Origin of the sequence: Paenibacillus sp. FSL H3-0333, from assembly GCF_038002805.1 — a bacterium.
Taxonomy (GTDB): domain Bacteria; phylum Bacillota; class Bacilli; order Paenibacillales; family Paenibacillaceae; genus Paenibacillus_AQ; species Paenibacillus_AQ silagei.
Genome location: NZ_JBBODG010000001.1, coordinates 430165 through 456427, shown reverse-complemented (window position 1 = coordinate 456427; position 26263 = coordinate 430165). Strand labels below are relative to the sequence as shown.

Sequence of the window (26263 nt, the reverse complement as noted above, 5' to 3'; positions counted from 1 at the left end):
GTTTTTTAGAGTTATAGCCCTTTCGAAAGACTCATATCTATGCGCAGGGGTTAATTTATATGATAATTTCTTTATTTTTGCAAGAAAATGCTGTTTCAAGGCTGCGAATTCGGTGTAAAAGGTAGAATAAGGAAAAGGAAAAACCCGGAAATGATTACGGCAATAATCATCCCGGGCTCGTATAAGTTACATTTAGTTGTTAGAGGCTGAAATATTCGGGGTATGCTTCAAGGGTTCAATCGTAAGCGACAGCTTGGTAGGCTGTTGTGCTCATTACTCGTTTGGCGCCAACGTAGCGGTTGGCCCAGTAGGACTGGCTCATCGAACTGATGGTTACACCACGTGAACTCGAGGACTGTGCGAACTTCCCGTTTCCAACATAAATACCGACATGGGACACTCCGTTACCCAGGGTATTGAAGAACACGAGATCACCGGAACGCAGATTGCTCTTGGATACACTTGTTCCAACTTTGAACTGTGCTTTGGAGGTACGGGGCAAGGTAAGCCCGACATTCTTGAACACATACTTGGTAAATCCGGAACAGTCGAAGCCGCTGGTGGTTGTGCCCCCGGTTTTATACGACGTTCCAATGGTTTTTGAAATCACAGTATCCATTTTGGAATCTGCGAAGGCACTGCCCGCTCCGAGTGTGAATACCATCACAAGACCCAGCGCTGCTGCGGTGCATTTTTTCTTGAAATTCTGACTAATCAAAAGATGTACTCCTTCCAGGGCCTGCGAGGTTAGCTTAAGGATTCGGTAGAAGGTTCCCCTATGACCCCTCTAAAGCGAGATCAATTCACCCAAAATATGGTTCCCCCACTTCCCGGTGCAGGGAATTCGGCGTTTTATGCACCAGAACAGTGACTTATCGGTATTGCTTAAATTGCAAGAGTTACGGAATATTTTGCTTGAAAGATTACAACTTTGTTACTACTGGTACAGCCATCATTGTATCAGAGGATTTCCCCTTTTGCAAATGCTTTTGTCCTCTGTTCAAGCAAAAAAGAGTCCTGCTCCCGGATAGAGGGGCTGTGACTCTCTTTAGTATGCCGCTTCAGCAGCTTATTATTGTGGAAATGATTTACTGGACCAGAGGTGGTACTGGGCAGCGATTCCCCACATATCGAACAGCGTGGAGGGCAGCGGAGCTGCCTGGCGGAGCATAAGGGCCGGCAATCCGGGATAGAACAGAGCAGAGGCGCTGCAGAGCAGAATTACGGCCAGGCTTCCCGCCCCCAGAACGATGGATATACCGATCGAAGGCATCAGCATCTTCAGGCAGATCAGCAGTGAGGAGAACATGCCGGTACCGGCGGTATAGCCGAATTGCATATAGAGCAGAAGCTTGCGGACAAGGAAGAGATAGAGCAGCCAGCCCAGCACATAAGGCACCAGCTTCAGCAGAAGCTGGACATCGAGAACGCCGCTGAGCAGATGACGGTACATACGCGGAAGCAGCCAATAGAGCGGCAGGAGGGTTAGCGCCCATTCGATGAGGCTGAACACCAGCACCGGCAGCCCATATTTTCTCATTCCGGGAAAAAAGAACAGTCCCCGCGCTCCGTCGCGCTCCTGGTGAAGCTCGTGCAGCAGCCCTGCACGGATAAAGGGAGTCACCAGCAGCCTTAGCACTGTCAGCGCAAGCAGCATCCACAGCCAGTGCTGGACGGCGGAGTCGGTGCGCAGCGCGGTCTGCCCCTCGATATAATACAGCAGCCTGCCTATTCCGCTGCCGCCGGCATTCGCATCCGGGTAGCGGAGCAGGACGGGGACAACCGCGCTTTTAATGAATTTGTACAGGAAATATCCCCAGAACAGCCGGTAGATAAATAGCAGAATCAATATATAGAATTGCTCTTTCATGCTGATCCAACCGCGGGCAATTGAACTTTTCACCATTCCTTCACCTCACCAGACAAGAGTTCCGAGCAGGGTTTCAAGCAGAGTTGATGCACTAAGCGTCCAGCGGGAGAGTGTACGCGGCTCAAGCTCCGCCATTCTGAAATTATTAAGATGCCTGCTCTCCAGCAGAATGGAATGCCCCGGATCGATCTCTGCGGAGACCAGCGGCGCTTTATACGCTAACTCAAAGGAAGTAGCCTTACCCTCGCCATTCCAGTATTGCTGTACCGTGTACCCGTCTACGAAGGTGAATTTCACGGGAACATCGGGGTACAGGCTGCCCTTATTGCTTACATCAACCACAGCGCTATAGCGGCTCCCCCCGCCGTCACTGTTGTCCCGTCTGACGGTGAGCCTGATATCGTCAACTGCGAAGTCGGGTGCCCCCCCGCTATAGACATACCGCTCAAAATACGTCTGCCAGGATTGCTTGGTCACTTTCTCCACAACCTTCTGGAAGTCGGCGGTGGTCGGATGCTGGAAGCGGTATTTGCGGGCATAGGCGGCGAGGATGGCGTCCATATTCTTGGTCCCGGCGATGCGTTCGATATCCTTCAGCACCAGCTTGCCCCGGATGTATACATTGCGCGTGTAGGCGTCATCACCGGTGTATTTCCAGGTCTCCAGCTTAAGCGGCTGTGAAGAGGAGACCAGGCTGGACTGCAGCGGGAGGCTTGAGACCACACCGTATTCCTGTTCCATCAGCCGGTCTTCGGCATAAGAGGTGAAGCTCTCATCCAGCCAGGCTTCTTCGAATTCATTGCTGGCCACCAGACCGTAGAAATATTGGTGCCCGATCTCATGGATGATCGTGCGCTCCAGGGAGGTGCCCGGTGAAGTGTCCGTGGCGCCGAAGGCGGTAATCAGGGTCGGATACTCCATGCCTCCGGCCCCGTTGCCGGACTCCGGCGGGACAACAATCGATAAGGTAGAGTAGGGATAAGGGCCGTACCACTTGCTGAATGCCATCAGTGCAGCCTCAGCCGCCTGAAAGTAACGCTCCTGGAGATGCTTATGCAGCGGGTCCAGATAGAGCTTAATCTTCACCCCGGGCACCTGCGGCGCGGAGAAGGCCTTCTCGGCAACCACGAAATCAGGCGATGCCGCCCAGGCGAAGTCGTGGACGTCATCTGCATAGAACTGATAGATCTTGCGCCCCTTCACCACCTTGGCGTCTCTCACCGGGAACCCGGTTGCGGCGACCTTATACTCGGGCGGGACAGAAATCGATACATTGTAAATTCCAAAATCACTGTAGAATTCGGAGTTGCCGTGGTATTGATGCAGGTTCCAGCCTTCTTCCTTGAGTCCTCTTCTGCCGGCAGGCTCATAGACGCTAAGCTTCGGAAACCACTGGCCGGCCATCACGAAGTCGCCAGCGGTTCCCATCCGGGCGAAAATTTTCGGCAGCTTGACTTCGAATTTAAGCCTTACCGTAACGCTCTCGCCGCCGTTCACCGGCTGCGGCAGATGGACCTTGAGCAGTGTTCTGTCATTGACATTGCCGTCGTCCGGCTGCACATATTGGGTGCGCTGCATCAGCGAAATGCCCTCGGAGGTCCGCAAATCTGTCAGGGTAATGCTCCCGTAACCCCCAGCAGGCATGGTGTCACCGCGAAGCGTGCCCCCGGACTCCTTCATGAAGGTGGTGCTGGCGGATGAGAATGCATTGGGATACAGATGAAAGTAGAGCTCCTGGACCGGCTTTGCGCCCGGATGGGTCCAGGTCAGCGTCTCGGAGGCGACCAGGGTCTCCTTATCAGGCAGGAGCTCCACATCCATGTGATATTCAACCACGCGCTGGCTTAAAGCCTCTGTCTCCGATGTGTAGATCGTATCTGAAAGATCGGACTGCACGGGCTGCTGCCGGGGGATAATGGCGGGGGACTTGGCCTCTTTTGGAACAGAGGCAGTCCATACGGCAGGGCTATGCCCTGACAGAAACCATATTCCGCCTCCAAGCAAGGTGAGGACAGCCAGGACTGCGAAGATGAGGGTATACCTTAATGAATGTGGCTTCATACTATGATTCCTCCCGTGACAAGCATCTACGGGATGTATATGTTTGCAATCGCCGCATTATTAGCTAAAATTAAATAATTAGTGAATGGAAAGGATGTGCACATGTGGATAACGTACAACCGGAGGGCAAAAAACAAATTGCCTTGAATATTGTGAACGCCAGAGCCAAGCATAAAGGCTTCGGTGCAGGCTCGATTGATCTGAACAATGTATCGCCTGTCATTATTGATCAGGGCATCGCCGTTATTGATATAGGTGCCATGCATGCCAAGAGCAAAGTGGAGAAGGGAATTAAATTCTCTATGAACCGTGAGGATGTTCCGGCGGGAAGACAGGTTTGGGTCGTATGGGTCGCCGTTGACCGTACCCCGGAGGGACAGTTCTACGGCGGAATTACCGCCTGTGAGATGTGGATTGACACCGAAGCGCGGCGCGGCTGGAAGATTCTTGCGGATCATGTAAATAAGCTGGATGCGGCCTTGAAGCGCAAGCTTATTCTGGATGGACTTGGAAGTGCTGAGCGGGCAGCGCTGAAATCCCTGCTGATGGCCCATAATGAAGAGTGGTGGGCCGCTTCGCCTGAGGAGCTGAAAGCTGCGCTATCGGAATAGAAGATCAGGTTATATGCTTCGCCCAAAAATTAAGGCTTGGCCCCAACGGGGCCAAGCCTTATCTGATGTCTAAGCAGGGATGAATGGATAACGGTTACTGCGGATCTGTTCTGCCGGGAGTGTTCAGCTTGCGCTTGAGTTGGCTGACTCTGGCTTGGCTGATGCCGAGAACCTCGGCAAGCTCCTTCTGGTTGGCATAGGGATGATCTTCGATCGCTTTCATAAGACGCAGACTCATTTCTTCGGTCTTGCTTCTCCGTCCCCCGCGGGCTGGCTCGGGATGCTCTTCTGCTGAACTAGGGGAGGCATGGATGGGTTCTGATCCGCGGTCGGGGTCACTAAGCTCCTTCAGACAGGTGTTGCAAATGAACTGATCCTTATAGTAGGTCACATGATCAAGACTTCTGCAAAAGGTGCATTCTGTGGAGGTGTACTTTCGGAGGACGATGATATCCTCATCCAGTATAAAAAATTCGATAGGATCCCCAATGTCAATATTACGTGTCATGCGGATTTCTACGGGAACCACAATTCTTCCGAGACTGTCTAAGCTTCGGATCATGCCTGTATCTTTCATCCCATGTCCCTCATTTACATCTTTATATTTTTTGTAGATATATATGATTATAGCAGTAATTGTAAGTTTAGAGAACGGGGGAAGCGTATACAAATAGGGGGATTTATTGTCATTTTATAGGAGTGTTTATCATTTTTTGGCGCCTAAGGGTGCGGAGATCAAAATATAGAAGAAAAACCTCTCCGCCTGGAAAGTTCCAAGGGAGAGGCTGATTAGGGTTCTCTTATTAATACCCAATATACCACAGCCGAAACAGCGGTATAGGCCTTTAGACCAGCCTGTAGGGCTGTGCCTGCGGATCGCTGACCGAGACATAAGGATTGTTCTTCAGATAGAAGCGCCAGGGGCGCCCGGCATACTCTTCCGCATAAGGAATATTGATGCGCGGGGCCTCGACAATATCCAGGGACTCCGGGTCATCCCCCTGCTCGATGCTCAGCGGGCCTTCCGGCAGATCGAACCTGGTATTGTTAAGACTCTTGTCAATCCGCAGCGCCCGGCACAGCTTGCCCGGCCCGCCCGAGAGGTCCGAGGGCTTCCTCACGGCAACTCCTCTATATGCCGCCATAAGCTCGGCATCCCTCTCCGTAAGCGGCTCTACTGCCCGGATCAGAACGGCATGCGGCTCGTCCTGAGCGGCAGTTACGACATTCAGGCAATGGTACATGCCGTAGATCAGGTATACATACACTGCGCCTCCGGCGCTGAACATGACCTCCGTCCTGGCGGTCCGGCGGCTGCCATACGCATGGCTGCCCTTATCCTCGGCACCTCCGTAGCTCTCTGTCTCCACAATGCGGCAGCGGATGTTCCCGTCTTCCGTGCGGCGGACCAGATGCTGGCCAAGAAGGCGCGGCGCTGCTTCAACTGCTGCGAGCTTGTAGAGCTCAGGCTGCAACAGCTGTGGCGCGTCCGGCTCAAGGCCAGCGGAGTGATTCGGCTTCATGAATGGATGGCACACCTTCCTGCGGCGGAGTTAGGCGGGCGTACGCCTCTGCCGGTCTCCCCATCGTAACGCAGACAGCGGGGAGCGGCAATCCCAGGTTAGTTCATCCACCAGCGCTTGATATTATTCCAAAGGGAATGCTCTTCCTTGACCGGATCGGCAGGGCCGGAAGGATCGGAGCTTCCGGAAGCACCGGGTTCACCGGAGCTATGCTGGTCACAATATGCGGTAGGCTCTGTGCCGCTGATGAAGGTCTCCAGCTTTTTCTCCAGACAGTCTGCTGTAGCCAGCATGCCGGACAGCGGATCGATATATACGCTGACCACGCCATCGGGAATGGGAAAAATCTTCGGCGGCACATTCTCCAGTGCTTTTTCCGTGAATCCGGCGAAGATCGGTGCTGCCCGCCTGCCGTCGGTGGTCGCAATATCGCGGCCCTTATCGTATCCGACCCAGACGGCGGTTGAGAGCTCAGGCGTGAAGCCTACCATCCATCCGTCGGTATCTGTAGTGCCGGTCTTGCCGGCAACCGGACGCTTGATCATCGAGGCCACCCGGTTCCCGGTGCCTCCGCTCTCAAAGACCCCCTCCATCAGCCGGGTTAACACGTAAGCCGCTGCCGGCTCAACCACGGGCTGACCCTCTGGCTGAGGAGCTTCATATAGAAGATGTCCGCCCGCATCCGTGATCTTCAGGACCGCAGTGACCGGCTGCTTCACTCCGCCATTCGCAATCACTGCGAAGGCTGCGGCCATCTCCAGCGGGCTGACAGGCGAGGTTCCAAGCGCCAGAGAAGGAACGCTCTGCAGCGGGCTGTTAATCCCCATTGCGGCCGCCATGGCGGCGACCTTATCTGCCCCGATCTTCATAATAGTATTCACTGCATAGATATTGTCGGACGCAGCAATGGCCTGCCGCATATTAATCTCTCCCAGATATTTATCCCCGAAATTCCGGGGCTGGTACGTCTTGCGGTTGTTATCATAATGGAACAGCGTCGGCTGGCTGTTGAAGACGGACAAGCCGGTCATTTCTTTGGTCGACAGCGCCGCCAAATACATAATCGGCTTAAAGGAAGAGCCGGGCTGGCGCGTCTTTGCCAGCGCATGGTTGAAGGAGCTGGTCCGGTAATTTGTGCCCCCGACCATAGCCTTCACATAGCCGGTGCGGGGATCAACGGAGACCAGGGCCGTCTCCAGCTCGCTGCTGTGGTCCATGCCTTGATCCACAGCCGCTTCCGCAGCCTGCTGCATATCCGGGTCAAGCGTTGTATAGACATTCAGCCCGCCCCGGTCCAGCTCGTCACTGCTGATATGCAGGCTGTCGATCACCAGACTGCGCACATAATCGCGGAAATAGGGTGCAGCCACCGTGGTATCCTTTTGACCCTGCGGGCTCAGCTTCAGCTGCTCCTTAGCGGCCTCCTGTGCCTGCGACTCGGTAATATCCCCCGTATCAACCATGGCGGCCAGGATAATGCCTTGACGCTTCAAGGCGCTGTCCAGATGATTATAAGGAGAATAATAGGTGGGTCCCTTGGGCACTCCGGCCAGCAGGGCGCTCTCTGCCAGATCCAGATCTGCGGCAGCTTTGCCGAAATACATCCGGGCCGCAGCCTCGATTCCGTAAGCGCCGTGTCCGTAGTAGATTTCATTTAAATACATATTCAGGATTTCGTCCTTAGAATATTTCATTTCCAGCTGCAGAGTATATAGCGCTTCCTTGGCCTTGCGGGTCCAGGTCTTCTCATGGGTCAGGTACAGATTGCGGGCGAGCTGCTGGGTTAAGGTGCTGGCCCCTTGCGTGCGTCTGCCCGCCTCCAGATTGGCGAGTACCGCTCTCCCCATGCCTTTCAGATCAAAGCCGATATGATTATAGAATTTCCGGTCCTCCACAGCCAGCGTGGCCTTGATGAGCAGCGGGGAGATCCGGTTAAGCTCAACAGGCTCGCGGCTGCGGCCGTCTGTGGTGAAGGTGGTCATCACATTGCCCCTGGCGTCAAGCAGTCTGGAGCGGACATCATCCCCGAGCGGGGGGAGCGGCTTCTGATATAGGTATCCAAGCAGAGCGCCGGCTGCCAGCAGGAACAGCAGGGCGGAGACGGCCAGCAGCCGAAAGAGCAGGCGGAAGCGGCGTTTGCGGACTTTGGGTGTGGCAGAATCGCGCGTCATGGTATCAGGCTCCTTCGAATTCAAGCAGTAACACAGGCTGGCCCCATGAGGGCTGCCGCGGCTTGTATTCCTCATTATGGGAAAGGATGAGAGGAGATATTCACCATTGGCAGAGAAAGCGGAACTTGCCCGACCCGGCGGGGAACTTGGGAGTGTCCTTTAAAAGGACGGCAAAGCCGTTTCTACTTGTGAACGGTTATGGTAAAATTTTAGATACTTATGAAAATGCATGTAACTATCATGCCCGGGAGGACTGCCGCCATGGCTTTTCGCGTATCTGCTGTACAATATCATCTGCACACCATCTCTTCCTTCGGGGAGTTTGCTGCCGAGTGTGAGCACTATATCAAGACGGCCGGAGAGTACGGCGCCGAATTTATCCTCTTCCCTGAATTTCTTACGACACAGCTGATGTCGATCGGAGGCGAGGACGGGGAGGCGCTGGGGATAGAGGATCTGCCGCAGTTCACAGACCGTTACCTGGAGATGTTCTCCGGGTACGCGGGGAAGTATGCGGTACATATTATTGGGGGGACCCATGTGCTGCGGCGCGGCGGCAAGCTGTATAATGTAGCCCATCTTTTTTACCCGGATGGAAGAATTGCCGAACAGGCCAAGCTGCATATTACCCCTGCTGAGGTAGAGGGCTGGAATATGGGGGCCGGTGAGGAGCTTCAGGTATTCCAGACAGACCATGGAACCATTGCCATGCTGACCTGCTATGACATTGAATTCCCTGAGATTGTGCGCATGGCCCGGGCCAAGGGAGCAGATGTGATCTTCTGCCCGTCCTGCACGGATGACCGCCACGGCTTCCACCGGGTAAGGTATACAAGCCACGCCCGGGCTATCGAGAATCAAGTCTACGTGGTGCTGACCGGCACCGTAGGCTCACTGCCTACGGTTGATCTGATGCGGGCCAACTTCGGCCAGGCGGCGGTTATCACACCCAATGACATTCCGTTCCCTCCGCAGGGTCTGCTGGCCGAGGGGGAGATCAACAATGATATGATCATCACCGCCGATCTGGATCTGGAGCTGCTGTACCGCGTCCGGGAACACGGGTCTGTAACCACGTGGCGTGACCGCCGCACCGATCTGTACACCGACTGGACGTAAGGGGGAGACTAACGGATGTATTATAAGAAGTTCTACGCTCTGGACGGCAAGACGCCGGTGCCTGCGGTGATCCGTTCCTATACGGAAGCTGACTTCACCGAGCTGATCACGATTCAGTCCGAGGCGTTCCCGCCGCCTTATCCTGCGGAGCTGTGGTGGAACCGGGAGCAGCTGCTGAATCACGTGACACTTTTTCCGGAAGGGGCCTTATGTGTAGAGGTGGCCGGGGAGCTGGCCGGATCGGTTACCGGATTCCTGATGAATTTTGACCCGGAGGCGCAGGCGCATCATCATACGTGGTCAGAGGTTACGGCAGACGGTTATCTCACTACGCATCAGCCGGGCGGGAACACGCTGTATATCGCGGATTTGTGTGTCCGTCCCGGGTACCGCAAGCTGGGTCTGGGCAAGGAGCTGGTCCAGTCGTTATACCATGTGGTCGTGCAGCAGAAGCTGGAGCGGCTGCTGGGAGCGGGCCGGATGCCGGGCTATCACCGGGTGGCCGGGCAGATGACAGCGGAAGAGTATCTGGCCGGGGTTATCGCCGGAAGCTGGTCTGATCCGGTGATTACTTTTCTGCTGCGGTGCGGCCGGTCTCCGGTTCGTGTGGTCGCGGGTTATCTGGAGGACGAGGAATCAGGGAATTACGCAGCGCTGATGGAATGGCGGAATCCTTTTCAATAAATGAATACAGCCTATCACTTGGAGGAGATCCCTTGACTATGGATTATAGAAGAATTACAGATATTGCCGACCCGTTGTTCAGAGAGGTGCATCAGCTGCTGTCGGATGTATTTCCGCCCGAGGAAGTGCTGGAGTACAGCTTGTGGAAGGAGCCGCTTGCCGATCCGGGAATACGCGTGTTCGCTGCGGTGCATGAAGGGAAGGTTGTAGGCACTACGGAATACCGTTACTATGCCGACTGGAATGTAGCGATGACCGATTTCACCATCATTGGCCGGGAAGGGCTGGGCATTGGCCGTTTTCTGGCGCGTCAACGCTTGAAGGACCTGGAGAAGCTGGCGGCTGAGAATCACACGGAGCTGCTGGGGATGTTCGCTGAGATCTATGATCCGTACCGTGTGGGATATGATTTTGGCGGAATTAAGCCGATGGACCCGTACGTCCGCCGTGAAGTTCTGTCGCATTTGGGCTATAAAAGAATAGATATTCCCTATGTCCACCCTTCCTGGCAGGGAGATGGCGAGGCCGTGTCCGGTCTGGACCTCTGCTTCATGCCCGGAGATGAGGAGCTGGAGAGCCTCGCGGCGCCGCTGGTGGCCGATTTCCTGACCCGTTATTACGCCGTGCTGGAGGGCAAGCCGGAAGCCTGGACATCGATGATCTGCCAGCTTCGCGGCAGGGAGAGTGTGGCATTATTGCCGCTGTGAGGGCCAGGGCAGATGAAAAAGCGATTGAAATGCCCTCCTGATCTGGATATAGTGTACAATGGGAAAGCGAATATGACCTCTATGATTACAAGTACGAATAAGCGGGGAACATGTGATGACTGAAGGACCGCAAGGCAAATACGGCGTTTCGGTAACGCTGGAGAGTGTGCAGGGCACAGAGCGCAGTGTGGTACATGCTGCAGGAGAGGCTATTGCCAAGGGGCAGTCGCTGTACATCATTTATGAAGAGCAGCAGACCGCACCCGAAGGCGCAGCAGTTGTGGTACGCAACACACTGAAGATTTCAGAGGGCAGAATCAAGCTGATCCGCCATGGCGCTGTCCAGTCGGAGCAGTCCTTTGAGCCGGGGCAACCGCTGCCCGGATTCTACCGCTCGCCTTATACACAGTTCAATCTCACCACAGACACGAAGACACTGGACATCAAGCGCGAAGGAAGATCGCTTGCCGTTTCATGGGAATATGATCTCTACGTATACGGGGAAATATCAGGACAGTTCGCTATAAGTTTGAATATACAGGAGGAACCACAATCATGACACAATCTTTAAATCCGCTCCAGCTTGCCCATGAACGGGTGAAGGAGGCCATCGCCGATGCGGTAGTAGCCGCAGGTCTGGTGTCCCGCGAAGAGCTGCCGGCCATTGTGCTGGAAGTGCCGAAGGACAAGGCCCATGGAGATATGGCTACGAATGCTGCGATGCAGCTGACCAAGATCGCTAAGCGTAACCCCCGGCAGATCGCCGAGGCGATTATAGAGCATCTGGATACGGGCCGCGCTTCTATTGAGAAGGCGGAGATTGCTGGACCGGGCTTCATTAACTTCACTTTGTCCAAAAGCTATCTCTACCCCGTGATCGCACTTGTGGCCGAGCAGGGTGACGGTTATGGCCGTGTGAACATAGGCCAGGGCAAGCGTGTAGAAATGGAGTTCGTCAGCGCGAACCCTACCGGCAGCCTTCATCTGGGACATGCCCGCGGCGCTGCGGTCGGTGATGCCCTGTGCAACGTGCTGGATTATGCCGGCTACAACGTGACCCGGGAATACTACATTAATGATGCCGGCAACCAGGTCGCCAATCTGTGCAAATCCATCGAGACCCGTTATCTGCAGGAGCTGGGCCAGCCGGCCGAGATGCCGGAGGACGGTTATCATGGAGAGGATATCAAGGGCTTCGCCAAGGAGCTGGTGGCGGAGAAGGGCGATTCTCTGCTGGCTATGACACCGGGCGACCGGGCAGCATTCTTCCGTACCTACGGGCTTGCCAAGGAGCTGGACAAAATCAAACGCGACCTCAGCCGGTTCCGGGTTAACTTCGATATCTGGTTCAGTGAAACCTCCCTCTATGAGAACGGAGAAGTGCTGCGTTCACTGGATGAGCTCCGCGAGCGCGGAGAAGTCTATGAGAAGGAAGGTGCCACCTGGCTTGCGACCACCAAATACGGCGATGATAAAGACCGCGTGCTGATCAAGAACGATGGCACGTATACGTACCTCACACCGGATATCGCTTATCACAGCGACAAATACGGCCGCGGCTACGATACGATGATCAACATCTGGGGAGCTGACCACCACGGCTACATTCCACGGATGAAGGCGGCCATGGCGGCGCTCGGCAATGATCCCGAGAAGCTCGTGGTGCTGATCGCCCAGATGGTCAGCCTGTTCCAGGACGGCGAGAAGGTCAAGATGTCCAAGCGTACCGGCAAAGCCGTTACGATGGAAGACCTGATGGAGGAAGTCGGAATCGACGCGATCCGTTACTTCTTCACCATGCGCAGCATGGATTCGCATCTGGACTTTGACATGGATCTGGCGATTTCGACATCCAATGAGAACCCTGTATTCTATGTACAGTACGCACATGCGCGGATTTGCAGCATATTCCGCCAAGCGGAGGAGCAGGGGATTGTAGTGCCGGATGCAGCCCAGATTGATTACAGCAAGCTGACTGCCGTACATGAATATGATCTGCTCCGCAAAATCGGTGAACTGCCTGCAGAGATTACCATTGCCGCCGAAGGCTATGCGCCGCACCGCCTGGTCCGTTATGTATACGACCTGGCTTCGCTGTTCCACAGCTACTACAAGGCAGAGCGCGTAATCACTGAGGATGCTGCTCAGACGGTAGCCCGCCTTGCCCTGCTGGGCGCTGCACGGACGGCCATTGCCAATGTCCTGCGGCTGGTTGGTGTTACCGCACCGGACCGGATGTAACTATACTTGGAAAGCGCCGCTCCTATTTTCTGAGGGGCGGCGCTTTTTGGTCTTGTCATGCCGCTGTACCTTACGCCTTTGCCGCCGCAGCGGCCTTCGCCCCGCTGCTGCTTCCGCCGCCAGCGGAGCTGCCACCGGCTCCGCTGCCGCCAGCTCCGCTGCTGGCACTGCCGCTGCCGCGCCGGGCCCGGATGCCTACGCGCAGCAGCCGCAGCGCATCGACCGCGCCGCCGCCCAGCGATGCGCGGCGCTGGCCCTTACGCAGCCGCACCGGCGAGGCGGTGCGGCGCAAGAGCAGCTTCAGCTCGCGGGGCGACAGCCCCGGCCGCAGCGCGAGCAGCAGGGCCGCGGCACCGGTGACATGCGAGGTCGCCATAGAGGTGCCGCTCATTTCCTTGTACCCCTCCCGCAGCCAGCAGGAGGGGATGCCCTCGCCCGGACCGTACACATCGATGTACGGTCCGCGGTTGCTGAAGGCCGCGACGCGCTGCCTTCTGTCAAGAGCGCCAACGGCAATCGTCTCCGGATAGCGCGCGGGGTAATCCCCGCCGCGCTTGCCGTCGTTGCCGGAGGAAGCGATGATGGCAATCCCGGCCCGGTAGGCCTTGATCACCACATCATGCAGAGCCTTGCTCCGGTTCCTCATCCCGAAGCTCATGTTAATGATATCGATTTTGTTCTGTACGCACCAATCGATGCCAAGGACAATATCCGACACATAAGCGGAGCCGTTGTGGTCGAAGGCCTTGACCGGATAGAGCAGCGCCCGGGGGGCTACGCCCATCATGTTGCGCGCACCCCCGGCCGCCGCCAGGGTGCCGGCAATATGCGTACCGTGGCCGTTGTCATCCAGCGGCATCATGCCGCGGTTCAGCAGGTTGACCCCGGAGGCCAGAGAATGCCGGAGATCGGGGTGGCGGAAATCGACGCCCGTATCGATGACGCCGATCTTCACATGGACGCCGGTCGATCTGGACCAGGCCTGCGGAGCACGGATGGCCCTGATCCCCCAGGGCATCAGGGCGGAACCGCTTTTGTCCGCCAGGGGCGAGTGAACCTTAATCCGGTGGTCTTCTTCTATACTGAGGGAATCCGCATAACGGTCCATCAGCCGCTCTGCTCCGGCGGCGGGCACGAAAAAAGCCCGGATCAGCGTAGAGACCTGAACCTGCCGCAGGCCAGGCTTTTTACTCTTCAGAGATTTCCACTGCGACAAGGCGCCGGCATACATGCGGGGGTCGTTGAAGGTCACAATGTGCCGTGGTGCACTTTTGGAGGCAGCCTTCATTTCTTCAAGCAGCATCTGCCAAAATCCGTAATAATCCATAGGTTACGCCGTCCCCTCCTCGGTGCCGTGCTGCCATATTGTATGAAAGGGGGATGGCGTCCGAATGGGAACTTGCCCTTTTTTAACGAAATAGGCTGCCCATCGTGTCAAAAGGCTGGAGTTTACATAAAATAAACAGAGGGAACCGCGAGGCGCCCTGCAACATCCCGTAAGGAGCCGATCCTTGGCGTGGATACAGTCATGCGCGGAGGGGTAACCCCTCCGCCTTTTTGGAATGAAAAGCCCGTCCATGCTCATCCCATTTATTGCCCTGTCCAGGTGGACAAGCCTTCTTCATGCGGAAGCACCGCCAATCCTGTTTCCCTGATCTTGCTGCAATAGACTTGCAATTTACCCGCAAATAGGTTTTACTTAGTTTTGTTAATGGATATCATGAATGAAGCATGATTGAATGTGAACAATGCGTGAGAGGAAGTGTCCTTTAGTGAGTACGCCACTCAATTTAAAGCTGGACCCTGAGAAAGTAAAAGAAATGCCGATGGTAGACCTGGCCTTCCTGGTGCTTAAGGCAGCCAATACGCCTTACTACTACCGTGATCTGATGGTGGAGGTTGCCAAGCTGCGCGGGTTGACCGATCAAGAGAGCCAAGATACGATCGCCCAGCTATATACCGAGATTAATATTGACGGACGTTTTGCCTGTGTCGGAACCAACCTGTGGGGGTTGAAGCGCTGGTACCCGCTCGAACGCTCCGATGACCCTGTCGGCAACACCAAGCGTGTGCGGATTATCAACGACGAAGACGACGATCTGGAAGATGACGACTTCACCGATGAAGAAGAGAATTATGCTGCCGAGGAAGAGGATTTCGATGCGATTGACGAAGATCGTGACGACCTCTATTCCGACGACGACAGCGAAGAGGAAGTTGACGAAGATGTGGTCATCGATGAAGACGACATTGACGAAGACGAATCGGATGATGAAGATTCCGAAGACGGCGAAGAAGACGATGCCGACGATGAGGACGAGGAAGATAAATTTTAGAACAGTCTTTGCAGCGCGAAATTCCTCCCTTGACAGGGGCGGGACGCTCAGAGTAAACTATTGCATGGGCTTATAATGAAAGTTAATATTGTTATCTAAAATAAAAAGTGCCCCGGGTCTACGGGTGTCACTTTTTTGTTTTTTTACAAGATAAGAAGGAATAGGCTTCGCTTCATTTGTATGCCAAGAAGCTGCGGTTTTCCGCGATTTCCAGTCTGCCGGCCTTGAATTTTGGCGGGTGGAAGCAACTTTCGGGTTCTCCGGTTGGATGATGGAAAAAAGGGATACGATAAGGGGCAAGCGTCCCCTGAATTTCTGGACTTTATTTAGGAGGGTTTTACAGTGACAAAGTATATTTTCGTAACGGGTGGCGTTGTGTCTTCCCTTGGCAAAGGCATTACCGCTGCTTCGCTGGGCAGACTGCTCAAGAACAGAGGGCTCAAGGTAACGATCCAGAAATTCGATCCTTACATTAACGTGGACCCGGGAACAATGAGTCCTTATCAGCACGGGGAAGTATTCGTGACCGATGACGGCGCGGAGACCGACCTCGACCTTGGGCATTACGAGCGGTTTATTGACATTAACCTGTCCAAGAACAGCAACGTAACCACAGGCAAAATCTATTCCTCGGTCATCAGCAAAGAACGCCGCGGGGAATACTTAGGGGGAACCGTACAGGTTATCCCGCATATTACGAACGAAATCAAGGAACGCGTCTTCCGTGCAGGCCGTGAGACCGGCTCCGATGTAGTCATTACCGAAATCGGCGGCACCGTGGGCGACATCGAGAGTCTGCCGTTCATGGAAGCCATCCGTCAGATCAAGAGCGACATCGGCCGGGAGAATGTCATGTACATTCACGTAACCCTGATTCCTTATATCAAAGCAGCCGGAGAAGTGAAAACAAAGCCGACCCAGCACAGTGTCAAGGAGCTGCGCAGCATCGGGATTCAGCCCAATGTGATCGTATGCCGTACGGAATATCCGCTCACCGACGATATGAAAGCCAAGCTGGCTCTGTTCTGTGATATTGATGCGAACGCCGTTGTGGAATGCCGCGATGCCTCGACGCTCTATGAAGTGCCGCTGAATCTGCGCGACGAAGGTCTGGATGAGATTGTCGTCAATCATTTGAAGCTGACCACTCCTGCACCGGATATGCGCGAATGGGAGAGCATGCTGGAGCGGATTCAGAAGCTGGAGCGTACCGTTGAGATTGCCATCGTCGGCAAGTATGTGGCGCTGCACGATGCTTACCTGAGCGTGGTTGAATCCTTGTCCCATGCCGGATTTGCCTCCAATGCCGAAGTGAAGCTCCGGTGGGTCGATGCAGAACTGGTGACGGATGAGAATGTGGATGAGCTGCTGGGCGGCATCGGGGGCATTCTGGTTCCAGGCGGCTTCGGTGACCGGGGAATCGAAGGCAAGATCTCGGCCATCCGCTATGCGCGGGAGCAGTCCATTCCGTTCTTCGGCATTTGCCTGGGAATGCAGGTGTCTGTCATCGAGTACGGCCGTTCCATGCTGGGACTGGCAGGAGCGAACAGCTCCGAGATCGATCCTGCGACTCCGCATCCGCTGATTGACCTTCTGCCAGAGCAGAAGGATATCGAAGATATGGGCGGCACGATGCGCCTCGGCCTGTATCCTTGCAAGCTTTTGCCGGATTCCCTGGCTATGTCCTGCTATGACGATGAACTGGTCTACGAACGTCACCGTCACCGGTATGAATTCAATAATGCTTACCGTGATGAGATGGAGAAGGCAGGTCTGGTTATTTCGGGAACCTCGCCTGACGGACGTCTGGTGGAGATTGTGGAGCTGCCGGGTCATCCGTGGTTCCTGTCCGTGCAGTTCCATCCGGAATTCACTTCCCGTCCGAATCGTCCGCAGCCGCTGTTCCGTGAATTTGTCAAAGCCTCGCTTACACATTCCGAGCAAATGTAACTATAGAATGAATAGGCCAGACAGGCCTGTGGGAGCTCCCGGTACGGGGGCTTTCTTTTTGACAAAACATCCTTTGCATAATAGCTCCCGGAATGCAAGGGGACTGTATTCCCGCTTTTTCACCGGAATTCCTCCTTTATATGGCATAGATTTACGCATTTTAGCCAATTAGCAGGATTTTGGCTGCAAAGCACGAATAATAGGTTTCGTATAGACTAAGTTGAAGCGGGGCCGTTAGCTGTTGAGAGGGCGCGGTATGGACAATCTGCCTTAAACTCTGGGAGGGTAACGTATGGAAAAGAAAAAAGTGTTAATCGTCGACGATCAGAATGGAATCCGGATTCTTCTCATGGAAGTATTCAATAGTGAAGGTTATGCCACCTTTCAGGCAGCTAACGGGAAATTGGCGCTGGACATTGTCAGGAACGAATCGCCGGATATGGTTTTGCTGGATATGAAAATTCCGGGGATGGACGGACTCGAGATTCTCAAGCATCTGAAGGAGCTTAATCCGGCGATCAAGGTCATTATGATGACGGCCTACGGAGAGCTGGACATGATTAAGGAAGCGACCAAACTGGGAGCCCTGATGCATTTTACCAAGCCGTTTGATATCGATGAGATGCGTGTTGCCGTCAATATGCACCTGCACAACAAATCAGTAGATCAATGCAGCTAGCTTAGAAATTTATAGTTTGGGGACATCCTGTTATGGATACGCTAAAATGAGGAAATGGTCCGCCGGCAAAGGGTTGGCTGAATATCGTCCCACCGGGACATTTTTTTGTGTATCCTATTTAGTATTTAACACAGGATGTGCTATAATAGGCCTGTATGTGATGTCGGCTTATATAAGCAACCCAATATTTTAGGAGGATTGAAACCATGCCATTAGTATCTATGACAGACATGTTGACCAAAGCACTTGAAGGAAAATATGCAGTTGGCCAGTTCAACATCAATAACCTGGAGTGGACGCAAGCGATTCTTGGTGCAGCAGAAGAAGAGAAGTCACCGGTAATCCTTGGCGTATCCGAAGGCGCAGCTCGTCACATGGGCGGCTTTTACACAGTAGTTAAGATGGTTGAAGGTCTTATTCATGACATGAAAATCACCGTTCCTGTAGCCATCCACTTGGACCACGGTTCAAGCTTTGACAAATGTAAAGAAGCCATCGATGCCGGATTTACTTCCGTAATGATCGACGGCTCCCACCACCCGATTGATCATAACATTGAGATGACCAAGAAGGTTGTTGACTATGCTCACGCTAAAGGTGTTTCTGTAGAAGCAGAAGTTGGTACTGTAGGCGGACAGGAAGATGACGTTATCGGCGGCATCCAATACGCTGACCTTAACGAATGCGTACGCATTGTTAAAGAAACAGGCATTGACACTCTGGCTCCTGCACTGGGTTCCGTACACGGTCCTTACCTGGGCGAACCAAACCTTGGATTCAAGGAAATGGAAGAAATCCGCGATGCAGTTAACCTTCCGCTTGTACTTCACGGCGGTACTGGAATCCCGGTACATGACATTCAGAAATCCATCTCCCTGGGTACTTCCAAGATCAACGTTAACACTGAGAACCAAATCGCGTTCGCTAAGGTTGTCCGCGAAGTTCTTGCTGCTAAGCCGGATGCTTACGATCCGCGTACATTCATCGCACCGGGCCGCGATGCTATCAAGCAGACTGTTATCGGCAAAATCCGCGAATTCGGATCCAGCAACAAAGCCTAATTACCCTGCCGCATAACGTTTTTCCGCACAAGCTATTTCGTTTTCCTCAGAAACGGGTGCCGTCCTTCAGGTAAGGGCGGCGCAGCCGTTTCTTCTTCTAATCACCAATCACAAGCAGTCCTTATGTCACCTTAAGCCACAACTGGTATTGCCACAACAAGCTGCAATACACGTAGGGGGAACCAGATAAATTTATGGAAAAATTAATGATTGGCGGCGGACGTCCGCTAGAGGGCGTTGTTACCATCAGCGGAGCAAAGAATAGCGCCATTGCGCTTATTCCTGCAGCCATTTTGGCGGAGTCTGAAGTTGTGCTGGATAATTTGCCTGCGCTTAGTGATGTTGCCGTTTACTCCGAGATTCTGGAGGAGCTTGGCGCGAGCGTGTCATGGACAGGCAGCCAAATGAGAATTAATCCCTCCCGTATCGTATCCATTCCCATGCCTAACGGACCGGTGAAAAAGCTCCGGGCCTCTTATTATATGATGGGCGCACTTTTGGGCCGGTTTAAGGAAGCGACCATTGGATTACCCGGCGGCTGTAATTTTGAGCCCCGTCCGATTGACCAGCATATCAAAGGCTTTGAGGCGCTTGGTGCGACTGTTACCAATGACCATGGCTCGATTCACCTGTATGCCAAAGAACTGCGCGGTGCCAAGATCTATCTGGATGTATCCAGTGTCGGCGCCACTATTAACATTATGCTCGCGGCCTCCCGTGCCAAAGGCTCAACAATTATTGAAAATGCGGCTAAAGAGCCTGAGATTATAGATGTAGCTACCCTGCTCAACTCCATGGGCGCTGTTATTAAGGGCGCCGGTACCGAAACAATCCGGATTGAAGGCGTAGACGAAATGCACGGTTGCCGCCATTCGATTATTCCTGACCGTATTCAGGCTGGAACTTACATGATTGCCGCAGCGGCTACGCGGGGCAATGTCTTAATTGATAACGTGATTCCCAAGCATCTGGAGGCGCTCACTGCCAAGCTGCTGGAAATGGGAGTTGACATAGAAGAACTGGATGAGAGTATCCGGGTGATCGGCAAGGCCAAGTACCAGCACGCGGATGTCAAGGCGCTGATCTATCCCGGTTTCGCGACCGATCTGCAATCTCCAATGACGAGCATGCTGACTCAGGCTGAAGGCGTTAGCGTCCTGAGCGATTTCGTCTACAGTAACCGGTTCAAGCATGTTCCTGAATTGGTCCGCATGGGCGCTAAGATTCGTGTAGAGGGACGTTCCGCTATCATTGAAGGCGGCCGGCTCAATGCAGCCAAGGTGAAGGCTGCCGACCTCCGTGCAGGCGCAGCGCTGGTGATTGCCGGTCTTACTGTTGAAGAAGGTATCACCGAAGTGACAGGTGTAGAGTATATTGACCGCGGTTATGACAACCTCGTAAGTAATCTTCGCAGTCTGGGAGCCGATGTCTGGCGCGAGAACGAATAATGAGAATACCCGGATTGGCAAGGGCAGAAATTGGCTGCTTCAATGCATATCTCTTTCCAATTCGGGTAATCCTATCCTAATAAGCATTTTCATAGACTCATAGTTTAGAACTCATCATACACAAATTGAATAGGTGGTTATAGCACATGGATCTTCAAATTTCCGATCTGGAAGAAATGAAGCTTACCGATCTGTATAAGCTCGCCAAGAAATACCAGATTCCTTATTACGGAACGCTTAAGAAGCGGGAGTTAATCTTCGCTATTCTTAGAGCACAGGCAGAGCAGAGCGGTCTAATGTTTATGGAAGGCGTGCTTGAGATTCTGCCGGAAGGCTATGGCTTCCTTCGGCCGATTAACTACTTGCCGAGTGCGGAGGATATCTATATCTCTGCATCGCAGATCCGCAAGTTCGACCTTAGAAGCGGTGACCTGGTCTCCGGGAAATGCCGGACGCCGAAGGAGAACGAACGCTATTTCGGACTCTTGCAGGTGAATGCCGTCAACGGCGAGAACCCGGCAACTGCAGCTGAACGGTTACATTTTCCGGCGCTTACGCCGCTTTATCCGCAAGATAAGCTGCCGCTCGAAACATCCCCAACTCATTTATCGACCCGTATCATGGATTTGCTTGCTCCTGTAGGTCTGGGGCAGCGCGGTTTGATTGTAGCACCTCCCAAAGCAGGGAAGACGCTCCTCCTCAAAGAAATTGCCAACAGTATCTCTACGAACAATCCCGAGATTGCACTGTTTGTTCTGCTGATCGATGAACGTCCCGAGGAAGTAACGGATATGCAGCGTTCGGTAAAAGGTGAGGTAGTGGCTTCGACATTTGACGAGCTGCCGGAGAATCATATTAAAGTGGCAGAGCTTGTACTTCAGCGCGCGCTGCGTCTGGTAGAGCACAAGAAGGATGTCGTTATTCTGCTGGATAGCATTACCCGTCTTGCCCGTGCCTACAATCTCGTAGTTCCGCCATCCGGCCGGACACTTAGCGGAGGGATTGATCCTGCCGCGTTCCATCGGCCTAAGCGTTTCTTCGGTTCTGCACGTAACGTGGAGGAGGGCGGCAGCTTAACTATTCTTGCCACCGCACTGATTGATACCGGCTCACGGATGGATGATATTATTTATGAGGAATTCAAGGGTACAGGGAACATGGAGCTCCATCTGGACCGCAAGCTGGCTGAACGCCGGATCTTCCCGGCTATTGATATCCGCCGTTCGGGTACGCGCCGTGAAGAAGTATTGCTTAGCAAGGAAGAGCTGGATACCATCTGGTCAATCCGTAAAAATATGAATGAATCCTATGACTTCGTAGAAGGATTCCTGAAGAAGCTGCGTGACAGCAAGACGAATGCGGAGTTCCTGGCCTCCTTCGATGTAGCCGGGGGCAAGGATTCCTCGTCAGCAAGCGGTACGGCCAGCAAAGGCGGCACCTCGAACAGTGGCTCGTCCGCCCGCCGCACCACGCGTCCCAAGGCGCCTACTGTGCCGACTACCTGAGAATAGATAACAAGAGGAGAATAACATGTATTTGGTATATGCCGACGAACAAGGAAATGTATATGATCATCCCGAGCTGTATGCCCTGGCCCGCAGTGGCGATATGATCGTTGAGATACTGGAGGAAGAGCTGGTTCCGCTGCCTGAGGGGGCCACGCTGGTCGGGCTCCCGAGCACCCGGGCGATTGGGATGAATCCGGAGACCGGTGAGATGCTGCCCCTGCCGGCAGGTTCGCAGGCTGTCGGAGCCTTGCTGCCGCAGGGATACACCCGTCTGTGCCTTCCCGGTTACGTCAAGATAGACAAGACCTACAAGCTTCCGCTCTTCGGATATTCCGCTGTAGTATGGAAGGACGGCGGATTCTATGTGGCGGCTGATCTTACGGATGATCCGGAGCAGTGGAACCCGCTTAACTGCGACCGGGACGATGTGAGGACTGGTGTGGGCGAACTGACTGCCAAATACCCGGAGAACCGTCTGTATAATCACTTGTCTAATTGCGCGCTGGAATATGAATGCTTAACCTCGTCCAATACCTTCCTCGGCCGCTGGGAAGGCGCTGTTCCGGTCTCATACTCCTGCAACGCCGGCTGCTTCGGTTGTATCTCTGAACAGCCCGATGACAGCGGGTTTGTGTCCCCGCAGACACGGATGAGCTTCCGTCCGGCAGTGAACGAAGTATCGCAAGTGATGCTGGAGCACCTGAAGACGCCGGAATCCATTGTCAGCTTTGGACAGGGCTGTGAAGGTGAGCCTTCTACGCAGGCGAAGCTGATTATTGAATCTATCCGTGAAGTCCGGTCCATTACGGATATGGGCTATATCAATATCAACACCAATGCCGGCTTAAGCGATCATATCCGCGGCATTGTCGATGCCGGTCTTGATCTGATGCGGGTTAGTACCATCAGCGCGCTGGATGACCATTATAACGCCTATTACAAGCCTCGCGGGTATACGCTGGCTAACGTGGAGAAGTCGCTGAAGTACGCTGCCTCACAAGGCGTATACACCTCCATTAACTATTTGATTTTCCCGGGGGTTACAGACCGTGAGGAAGAGATTGAAGCGATGGTGGAGTTCGTCAGACGTACAGATCTTAAGCTCATTCAGATGCGTAATCTCAATATTGACCCGGAGAGCTATCTGGAGCTTATTCCCCCTGCACGGGGCGAGATCCTTGGTATGAAGACCATGCTTGAGATCTTCCGTGAGGAGCTCCCGGAGGTTGTGATTGGTTCCTTCACCCATGTCCCCCCTGCTGAGCTGGCCCGTGCCAAGCAGCGCAGAGTGCAGCTTTAGGCTTTAGGTTTTTTAAGAATTGCTGGCCTATTGCAGAGCCTGGGCTTCACATGCTAGAATGTAGCTTGCGTAATCATATAACTCTAGGCCCGCATGAGGCTTAGGGCGTGAGAGGTGAGATTTCATATGCAAACAACCATTCAACCCAAGTACAATGTAACGAAGGTAACCTGCGCTTGCGGCAACACGTTTGAAGCCGGCTCGACAGTACAGGAGCTTCGCGTCGAAATTTGCTCAAGCTGTCACCCGTTCTTCACCGGCAAGCAGAAGTTCCTGGATGCCGGCGGACGTGTGGACAGATTCAAGAAGAAATACGGTGTCTAATATTGCATAGTTGATTTTTGCCTGTCCGTAAGCTATACTTATCTTCGCCGTGCTAGACGGGGAGGTAGCGGTGCCCTGTAACTCGCAATCCGCTGTAGCGAGGTTGAATTCCTGTTAGAGGTGCTGTCGATGTGAGGCCTTGGTTCCTATGGGCTGTGTTGACGGTTGGGTCCTCCGCAATGAGTGCTTGTGAACCTGGTCAGGTCCGGAAGGAAGCAGCCATAAGCGAGTTTGCTCTTGTGCCGGAGGGTGGCCTAGCCCGAGCAGTTTTGTAGGGTTACCGCTTGGATCGCAGCCATCAATAACAGGTGCACGGTTTAAATAAGGATGATGATAGCGTCTTTGCTACAAGCAAAGATGCTTTTTGTTTTTCTAGTATCCTAGGTAATGAGATATTATTTCCGTTCTGGCTAATATCCTTACCTTTCGGATGGTGAGCCGCTTCTGCTTGGTCAAAGACTTGGGAATATAGTATAATAAATTAGCGACAAATGCCGGAAAGCGGCAGCCTGAGAGAGGGTAATGCATAGTGGAACATATCGCGCTGTACCGTGCCTGGCGGCCGCAGTCGTTTCAAGATATGGTAGGGCAGCAGCATATTATCCAGACGCTGCAGAATGCGATCCGTGAACAACGGGTTTCGCATGCCTATCTGTTCAGCGGACCGCGGGGAACCGGTAAGACGAGTGCGGCCAAGGTATTGGCCAAGGCAGTCAATTGCGAGCGGGGCCCGGGTCCTGAGCCCTGCAATGAGTGTCCGTCCTGCCTGCGGATTACGGCAGGCAACATCATGGACGTTCAGGAGATTGATGCGGCATCCAACCGGGGCGTTGAAGAGATTCGCGATCTGCGGGATAAGGTGAAATATGCACCTACCGAAGTACGCCGTAAAGTGTATATTATTGATGAAGTGCATATGCTGACAACAGAGGCATTTAATGCTCTGCTGAAGACGCTCGAAGAGCCTCCGCAGCATGTGATGTTTATACTGGCGACTACCGAGCCGCACAAGCTGCCGGCTACGATTATCTCGCGTTGCCAGCGGTTTGACTTCCGCCGGGTCTCACTGGAGGAACAGACGGGCCGCCTGACCGAGATTTGCCAGAAGGAAGGCATTACAGCAGATGCAGATGCGCTCCAGTATATCGCCCGCCTGTCTGACGGGGGAATGCGGGATGCGCTCAGCATCCTGGATCAGATCTCATCCTTTACAGATGGGAATGTGACCTATCAGCAGGTGCTGGGAATGACCGGGGGCATCCCCTCCGAGCAGTTCGCGCGTCTGGCGAATGCTATTCTTGAGAGTGACATGGGGCAGCTGCTGGAGCTTGTGGAGCAGATGATGCATGAGGGTAAGAGCGCAGATAAGTGCCTGGAGAATCTTCTGTATTATTTCCGCGATTTACTGATGATCAAGATGGTGCCTGGAGCGGATCAGCTAACGGACCGCGTGCTGAATCCGGCAGATTTCCGCGATATGGCTAAGGCCTTTACCCGCGACCGCTTATTCCTGATTGTGGAGACGCTGAGCCGTTATCTGGGGGAGATGAAGTATGCTACACATCCGCAGACCATATTCGAGGTATCGCTGATGAAGCTGTGCAGCGGTCCGCAGGATGCTACTGCTCCTTCTGTAGGCGATCCGGCAGTGAATGCAGCCGCACCTGCAGCTGCGAATGGTTCTCCGCAGGTACAGTCCGGTGAGCTGGATCAGCTCAGAGCGCAGATTGCCGCGCTGGAGAAGAAGCTGGAGCAGGCTATTCAAGCTGGCGGGGTTACCGGCGGCGGGCGTGAGCAGGCAGCGCAGCGCACTGCCCCGCCAAGCGCTCCGCGCGTATCCTCGGCCTCTAAGCTTCCCCCGCAGCTGGATAAGTTTATTGCGGGTAAGGACAGTCCTGATTTTAGCGCGGTCTATAAGCAGTGGAGTCTTGTTCTTCAGGGTGTGAAGGAAGAGAAGGTCACGGTACATGCGTGGTTTGTGGACGGTGAGCCGGTGGCGGTGATGGAAGATGCCGTGCTGGTTGCTTTTAAGAATACCATTCACCGGGATACTACCGAGAAGCCTGCGAACCGGCAGGTCATCGAGAACGTAATGAACGCCAAGCTGGGTAAGCCATTCCGGCTGGTAACTATGATGATGCGTGACTGGAATGAAGCTGCGACGAAATCCGCGGCTTCGGCCGGAACAGAGGAGCTGCGTCTGGAGCATGAGCACGAGAGCGGCGAAGGCAAGTCCGAACCATGGATTGATGAGGCGATCCAGCTCTTTGGAGAAGACCTTGTTGTCATAAAAGAATAAGGATTCAGCTATCAGCGCGAAGATGCGCATCCCAAAGGAGAGATGATCTATGAATAATATGAACCAAATGATGAAGCAGGTTAAAAAAATGCAGGAGCAGATGCTCAAAGCCCAGGAAGAGCTGGGCAGTAAGACGATTGAAGGTTCTTCCGGCGGCGGCGTGGTTACCGTTCAGGTGAACGGACACAAGAAATTGCTGTCCATTCAGATCAAACCGGAGGTTGTAGATCCGGAGGATATCGAAATGCTGCAGGATCTGGTGATCACTGCTGTTAATGATGCTCTTACCCAGGCAGAAGAGTTGGCGAACAACGATATGGGTAAATTCACAGGCGGAATGAAGATTCCTGGCTTGTTCTAGGCTTACTCCA

The 26263-nt window shown here is 53.8% G+C and carries 23 protein-coding genes, 1 other RNA gene and 1 riboswitch; of the genes, 17 read left to right on the top strand and 7 right to left on the bottom strand.

What is annotated here, in order from left to right; genetic code table 11:
• Window positions 1–235: 235 nt before the first annotated feature.
• The 3 genes from MHH78_RS01970 to MHH78_RS01960 all read right to left on the bottom strand — a co-directional run bounded on the left by MHH78_RS01970 (window position 236) and on the right by MHH78_RS01960 (window position 3931).
• Window positions 236–664 (bottom strand): C40 family peptidase, encoded by a 429-nt coding sequence (locus tag MHH78_RS01970; RefSeq protein WP_051477954.1) that lies wholly within the window; start codon window positions 662–664, stop codon window positions 236–238.
• Between the two features lie 57 nt (window positions 665–721).
• Window positions 722–860: riboswitch (cyclic di-AMP (ydaO/yuaA leader) on the bottom strand.
• Window positions 861–1072: 212 nt separating this feature from the next.
• Window positions 1073–1906, bottom strand: a complete 834-nt coding sequence (locus MHH78_RS01965) for a hypothetical protein (protein ID WP_083685702.1) — start codon at window positions 1904–1906, stop codon at window positions 1073–1075.
• A gap of 9 nt (window positions 1907–1915) precedes the next feature.
• Window positions 1916–3931, bottom strand: coding sequence for a M1 family metallopeptidase (locus MHH78_RS01960; protein WP_341166459.1), 2016 nt, complete (start codon window positions 3929–3931; stop codon window positions 1916–1918).
• A 104-nt stretch (window positions 3932–4035) separates the two neighbouring features.
• On the opposite strand from MHH78_RS01960, the gene MHH78_RS01955 reads away from it, so the two are divergent.
• On the top strand, window positions 4036–4542 hold the full coding sequence (locus MHH78_RS01955) for a YwhD family protein (protein ID WP_036724431.1): 507 nt from the start codon (window positions 4036–4038) through the stop codon (window positions 4540–4542).
• 94 nt (window positions 4543–4636) lie between these two features.
• Here the strand turns inward: MHH78_RS01955 and MHH78_RS01950 are convergent, their stop codons facing one another.
• From MHH78_RS01950 to MHH78_RS01940, 3 genes are all read right to left on the bottom strand, one after another.
• Complete coding sequence (locus tag MHH78_RS01950) at window positions 4637–5119, bottom strand: AbrB/MazE/SpoVT family DNA-binding domain-containing protein (RefSeq protein ID WP_036724433.1); 483 nt, start codon at window positions 5117–5119, stop codon at window positions 4637–4639.
• Window positions 5120–5387: 268 nt separating this feature from the next.
• Window positions 5388–6065, bottom strand: coding sequence for a DNA-3-methyladenine glycosylase (locus MHH78_RS01945; protein ID WP_341166458.1), 678 nt, complete (start codon window positions 6063–6065; stop codon window positions 5388–5390).
• A 98-nt stretch (window positions 6066–6163) separates the two neighbouring features.
• Window positions 6164–8236, bottom strand: coding sequence for a transglycosylase domain-containing protein (locus MHH78_RS01940; RefSeq protein WP_341166457.1), 2073 nt, complete (start codon window positions 8234–8236; stop codon window positions 6164–6166).
• Between the two features lie 261 nt (window positions 8237–8497).
• On the opposite strand from MHH78_RS01940, the gene MHH78_RS01935 reads away from it, so the two are divergent.
• The 5 genes from MHH78_RS01935 to argS all read left to right on the top strand — a co-directional run bounded on the left by MHH78_RS01935 (window position 8498) and on the right by argS (window position 12987).
• Entirely contained in the window at window positions 8498–9355 is an 858-nt protein-coding gene (locus MHH78_RS01935) for a carbon-nitrogen hydrolase family protein (RefSeq protein ID WP_076084835.1), read from the top strand.
• Between the two features lie 15 nt (window positions 9356–9370).
• Window positions 9371–10039 (top strand): GNAT family N-acetyltransferase, encoded by a 669-nt coding sequence (locus MHH78_RS01930; protein WP_341142280.1) that lies wholly within the window; start codon window positions 9371–9373, stop codon window positions 10037–10039.
• A 38-nt stretch (window positions 10040–10077) separates the two neighbouring features.
• A complete protein-coding gene (locus MHH78_RS01925) occupies window positions 10078–10746 on the top strand; it encodes a GNAT family N-acetyltransferase (protein WP_341166456.1) in 669 nt (222 codons plus the stop codon).
• 115 nt (window positions 10747–10861) lie between these two features.
• The gene (locus MHH78_RS01920) at window positions 10862–11305 is read left to right on the top strand and encodes a DUF1934 domain-containing protein (RefSeq protein WP_076084844.1); all 444 of its coding nucleotides are present in this window, start codon (window positions 10862–10864) and stop codon (window positions 11303–11305) included.
• Complete coding sequence (gene argS / locus MHH78_RS01915; protein ID WP_036724447.1) at window positions 11302–12987, top strand: arginine--tRNA ligase; 1686 nt, start codon at window positions 11302–11304, stop codon at window positions 12985–12987. The genes MHH78_RS01920 and argS overlap by 4 nt, the downstream gene beginning before the upstream one ends.
• A gap of 70 nt (window positions 12988–13057) precedes the next feature.
• On the opposite strand, the gene MHH78_RS01910 is transcribed toward argS, so the two are convergent.
• Window positions 13058–14314 (bottom strand): S8 family peptidase, encoded by a 1257-nt coding sequence (locus tag MHH78_RS01910; protein WP_341166455.1) that lies wholly within the window; start codon window positions 14312–14314, stop codon window positions 13058–13060.
• A 445-nt stretch (window positions 14315–14759) separates the two neighbouring features.
• Here MHH78_RS01910 and rpoE point away from each other — a divergent pair, with 445 nt between their 5' ends.
• The 11 genes from rpoE to MHH78_RS01855 all read left to right on the top strand — a co-directional run bounded on the left by rpoE (window position 14760) and on the right by MHH78_RS01855 (window position 26253).
• Window positions 14760–15323 carry a DNA-directed RNA polymerase subunit delta gene (rpoE, locus tag MHH78_RS01905; RefSeq protein ID WP_036724449.1) on the top strand — a complete coding sequence of 188 codons (564 nt, stop codon included), beginning with the start codon at window positions 14760–14762 and terminating at the stop codon, window positions 15321–15323.
• Window positions 15324–15665: 342 nt separating this feature from the next.
• Complete coding sequence (locus tag MHH78_RS01900; protein WP_036724451.1) at window positions 15666–17273, top strand: CTP synthase; 1608 nt, start codon at window positions 15666–15668, stop codon at window positions 17271–17273.
• A 292-nt stretch (window positions 17274–17565) separates the two neighbouring features.
• Entirely contained in the window at window positions 17566–17952 is a 387-nt protein-coding gene (locus tag MHH78_RS01895; protein WP_036698896.1) for a response regulator, read from the top strand.
• A 206-nt stretch (window positions 17953–18158) separates the two neighbouring features.
• Window positions 18159–19013 carry a class II fructose-1,6-bisphosphate aldolase gene (gene fba / locus MHH78_RS01890; protein WP_036724454.1) on the top strand — a complete coding sequence of 285 codons (855 nt, stop codon included), beginning with the start codon at window positions 18159–18161 and terminating at the stop codon, window positions 19011–19013.
• Window positions 19014–19207: 194 nt separating this feature from the next.
• Window positions 19208–20461, top strand: coding sequence for a UDP-N-acetylglucosamine 1-carboxyvinyltransferase (locus tag MHH78_RS01885; RefSeq protein WP_036724455.1), 1254 nt, complete (start codon window positions 19208–19210; stop codon window positions 20459–20461).
• 146 nt (window positions 20462–20607) lie between these two features.
• Window positions 20608–21966: a transcription termination factor Rho gene (rho, locus tag MHH78_RS01880; RefSeq protein ID WP_036724456.1), complete on the top strand. Its 1359-nt coding sequence runs from the start codon at window positions 20608–20610 to the stop codon at window positions 21964–21966.
• 25 nt (window positions 21967–21991) lie between these two features.
• Window positions 21992–23269 (top strand): radical SAM protein, encoded by a 1278-nt coding sequence (locus MHH78_RS01875; RefSeq protein WP_341166454.1) that lies wholly within the window; start codon window positions 21992–21994, stop codon window positions 23267–23269.
• A 126-nt stretch (window positions 23270–23395) separates the two neighbouring features.
• Window positions 23396–23593: a 50S ribosomal protein L31 gene (gene rpmE, locus MHH78_RS01870; RefSeq protein ID WP_036724459.1), complete on the top strand. Its 198-nt coding sequence runs from the start codon at window positions 23396–23398 to the stop codon at window positions 23591–23593.
• 47 nt (window positions 23594–23640) lie between these two features.
• An RNA gene (gene ffs / locus MHH78_RS01865) (signal recognition particle sRNA large type) lies at window positions 23641–23909 on the top strand.
• A gap of 213 nt (window positions 23910–24122) precedes the next feature.
• On the top strand, window positions 24123–25892 hold the full coding sequence (gene dnaX / locus MHH78_RS01860; protein WP_341166453.1) for a DNA polymerase III subunit gamma/tau: 1770 nt from the start codon (window positions 24123–24125) through the stop codon (window positions 25890–25892).
• Window positions 25893–25941: 49 nt separating this feature from the next.
• Window positions 25942–26253 (top strand): YbaB/EbfC family nucleoid-associated protein, encoded by a 312-nt coding sequence (locus tag MHH78_RS01855; RefSeq protein WP_036698884.1) that lies wholly within the window; start codon window positions 25942–25944, stop codon window positions 26251–26253.
• Window positions 26254–26263: the final 10 nt, after the last annotated feature.

Bases quoted from the DNA above. Each gene is read 5' to 3' on its own strand.
- MHH78_RS01855 (WP_036698884.1), top strand. From the start codon at position 25,942: ATGAATAATATGAACCAAATGATGAAGCAGGTTAAAAAAATGCAGGAG.
- MHH78_RS01885 (WP_036724455.1), top strand. From the start codon at position 19,208: ATGGAAAAATTAATGATTGGCGGCGGACGTCCGCTAGAGGGCGTTGTT.
- MHH78_RS01895 (WP_036698896.1), top strand. From the start codon at position 17,566: ATGGAAAAGAAAAAAGTGTTAATCGTCGACGATCAGAATGGAATCCGG.
- MHH78_RS01940 (WP_341166457.1), bottom strand. From the start codon at position 8,236: ATGACGCGCGATTCTGCCACACCCAAAGTCCGCAAACGCCGCTTCCGC.
- rho (WP_036724456.1), top strand. From the start codon at position 20,608: ATGGATCTTCAAATTTCCGATCTGGAAGAAATGAAGCTTACCGATCTG.
- MHH78_RS01910 (WP_341166455.1), bottom strand. From the start codon at position 14,314: ATGGATTATTACGGATTTTGGCAGATGCTGCTTGAAGAAATGAAGGCT.
- MHH78_RS01950 (WP_036724433.1), bottom strand. From the start codon at position 5,119: ATGAAAGATACAGGCATGATCCGAAGCTTAGACAGTCTCGGAAGAATT.
- fba (WP_036724454.1), top strand. From the start codon at position 18,159: ATGCCATTAGTATCTATGACAGACATGTTGACCAAAGCACTTGAAGGA.
- MHH78_RS01960 (WP_341166459.1), bottom strand. From the start codon at position 3,931: ATGAAGCCACATTCATTAAGGTATACCCTCATCTTCGCAGTCCTGGCT.
- MHH78_RS01965 (WP_083685702.1), bottom strand. From the start codon at position 1,906: ATGGTGAAAAGTTCAATTGCCCGCGGTTGGATCAGCATGAAAGAGCAA.
- argS (WP_036724447.1), top strand. From the start codon at position 11,302: ATGACACAATCTTTAAATCCGCTCCAGCTTGCCCATGAACGGGTGAAG.
- rpmE (WP_036724459.1), top strand. From the start codon at position 23,396: ATGCAAACAACCATTCAACCCAAGTACAATGTAACGAAGGTAACCTGC.
- MHH78_RS01930 (WP_341142280.1), top strand. From the start codon at position 9,371: ATGTATTATAAGAAGTTCTACGCTCTGGACGGCAAGACGCCGGTGCCT.
- MHH78_RS01920 (WP_076084844.1), top strand. From the start codon at position 10,862: ATGACTGAAGGACCGCAAGGCAAATACGGCGTTTCGGTAACGCTGGAG.
- MHH78_RS01925 (WP_341166456.1), top strand. From the start codon at position 10,078: ATGGATTATAGAAGAATTACAGATATTGCCGACCCGTTGTTCAGAGAG.
- MHH78_RS01970 (WP_051477954.1), bottom strand. From the start codon at position 664: ATGGTATTCACACTCGGAGCGGGCAGTGCCTTCGCAGATTCCAAAATG.
- MHH78_RS01945 (WP_341166458.1), bottom strand. From the start codon at position 6,065: ATGAAGCCGAATCACTCCGCTGGCCTTGAGCCGGACGCGCCACAGCTG.
- MHH78_RS01875 (WP_341166454.1), top strand. From the start codon at position 21,992: ATGTATTTGGTATATGCCGACGAACAAGGAAATGTATATGATCATCCC.
- MHH78_RS01935 (WP_076084835.1), top strand. From the start codon at position 8,498: ATGGCTTTTCGCGTATCTGCTGTACAATATCATCTGCACACCATCTCT.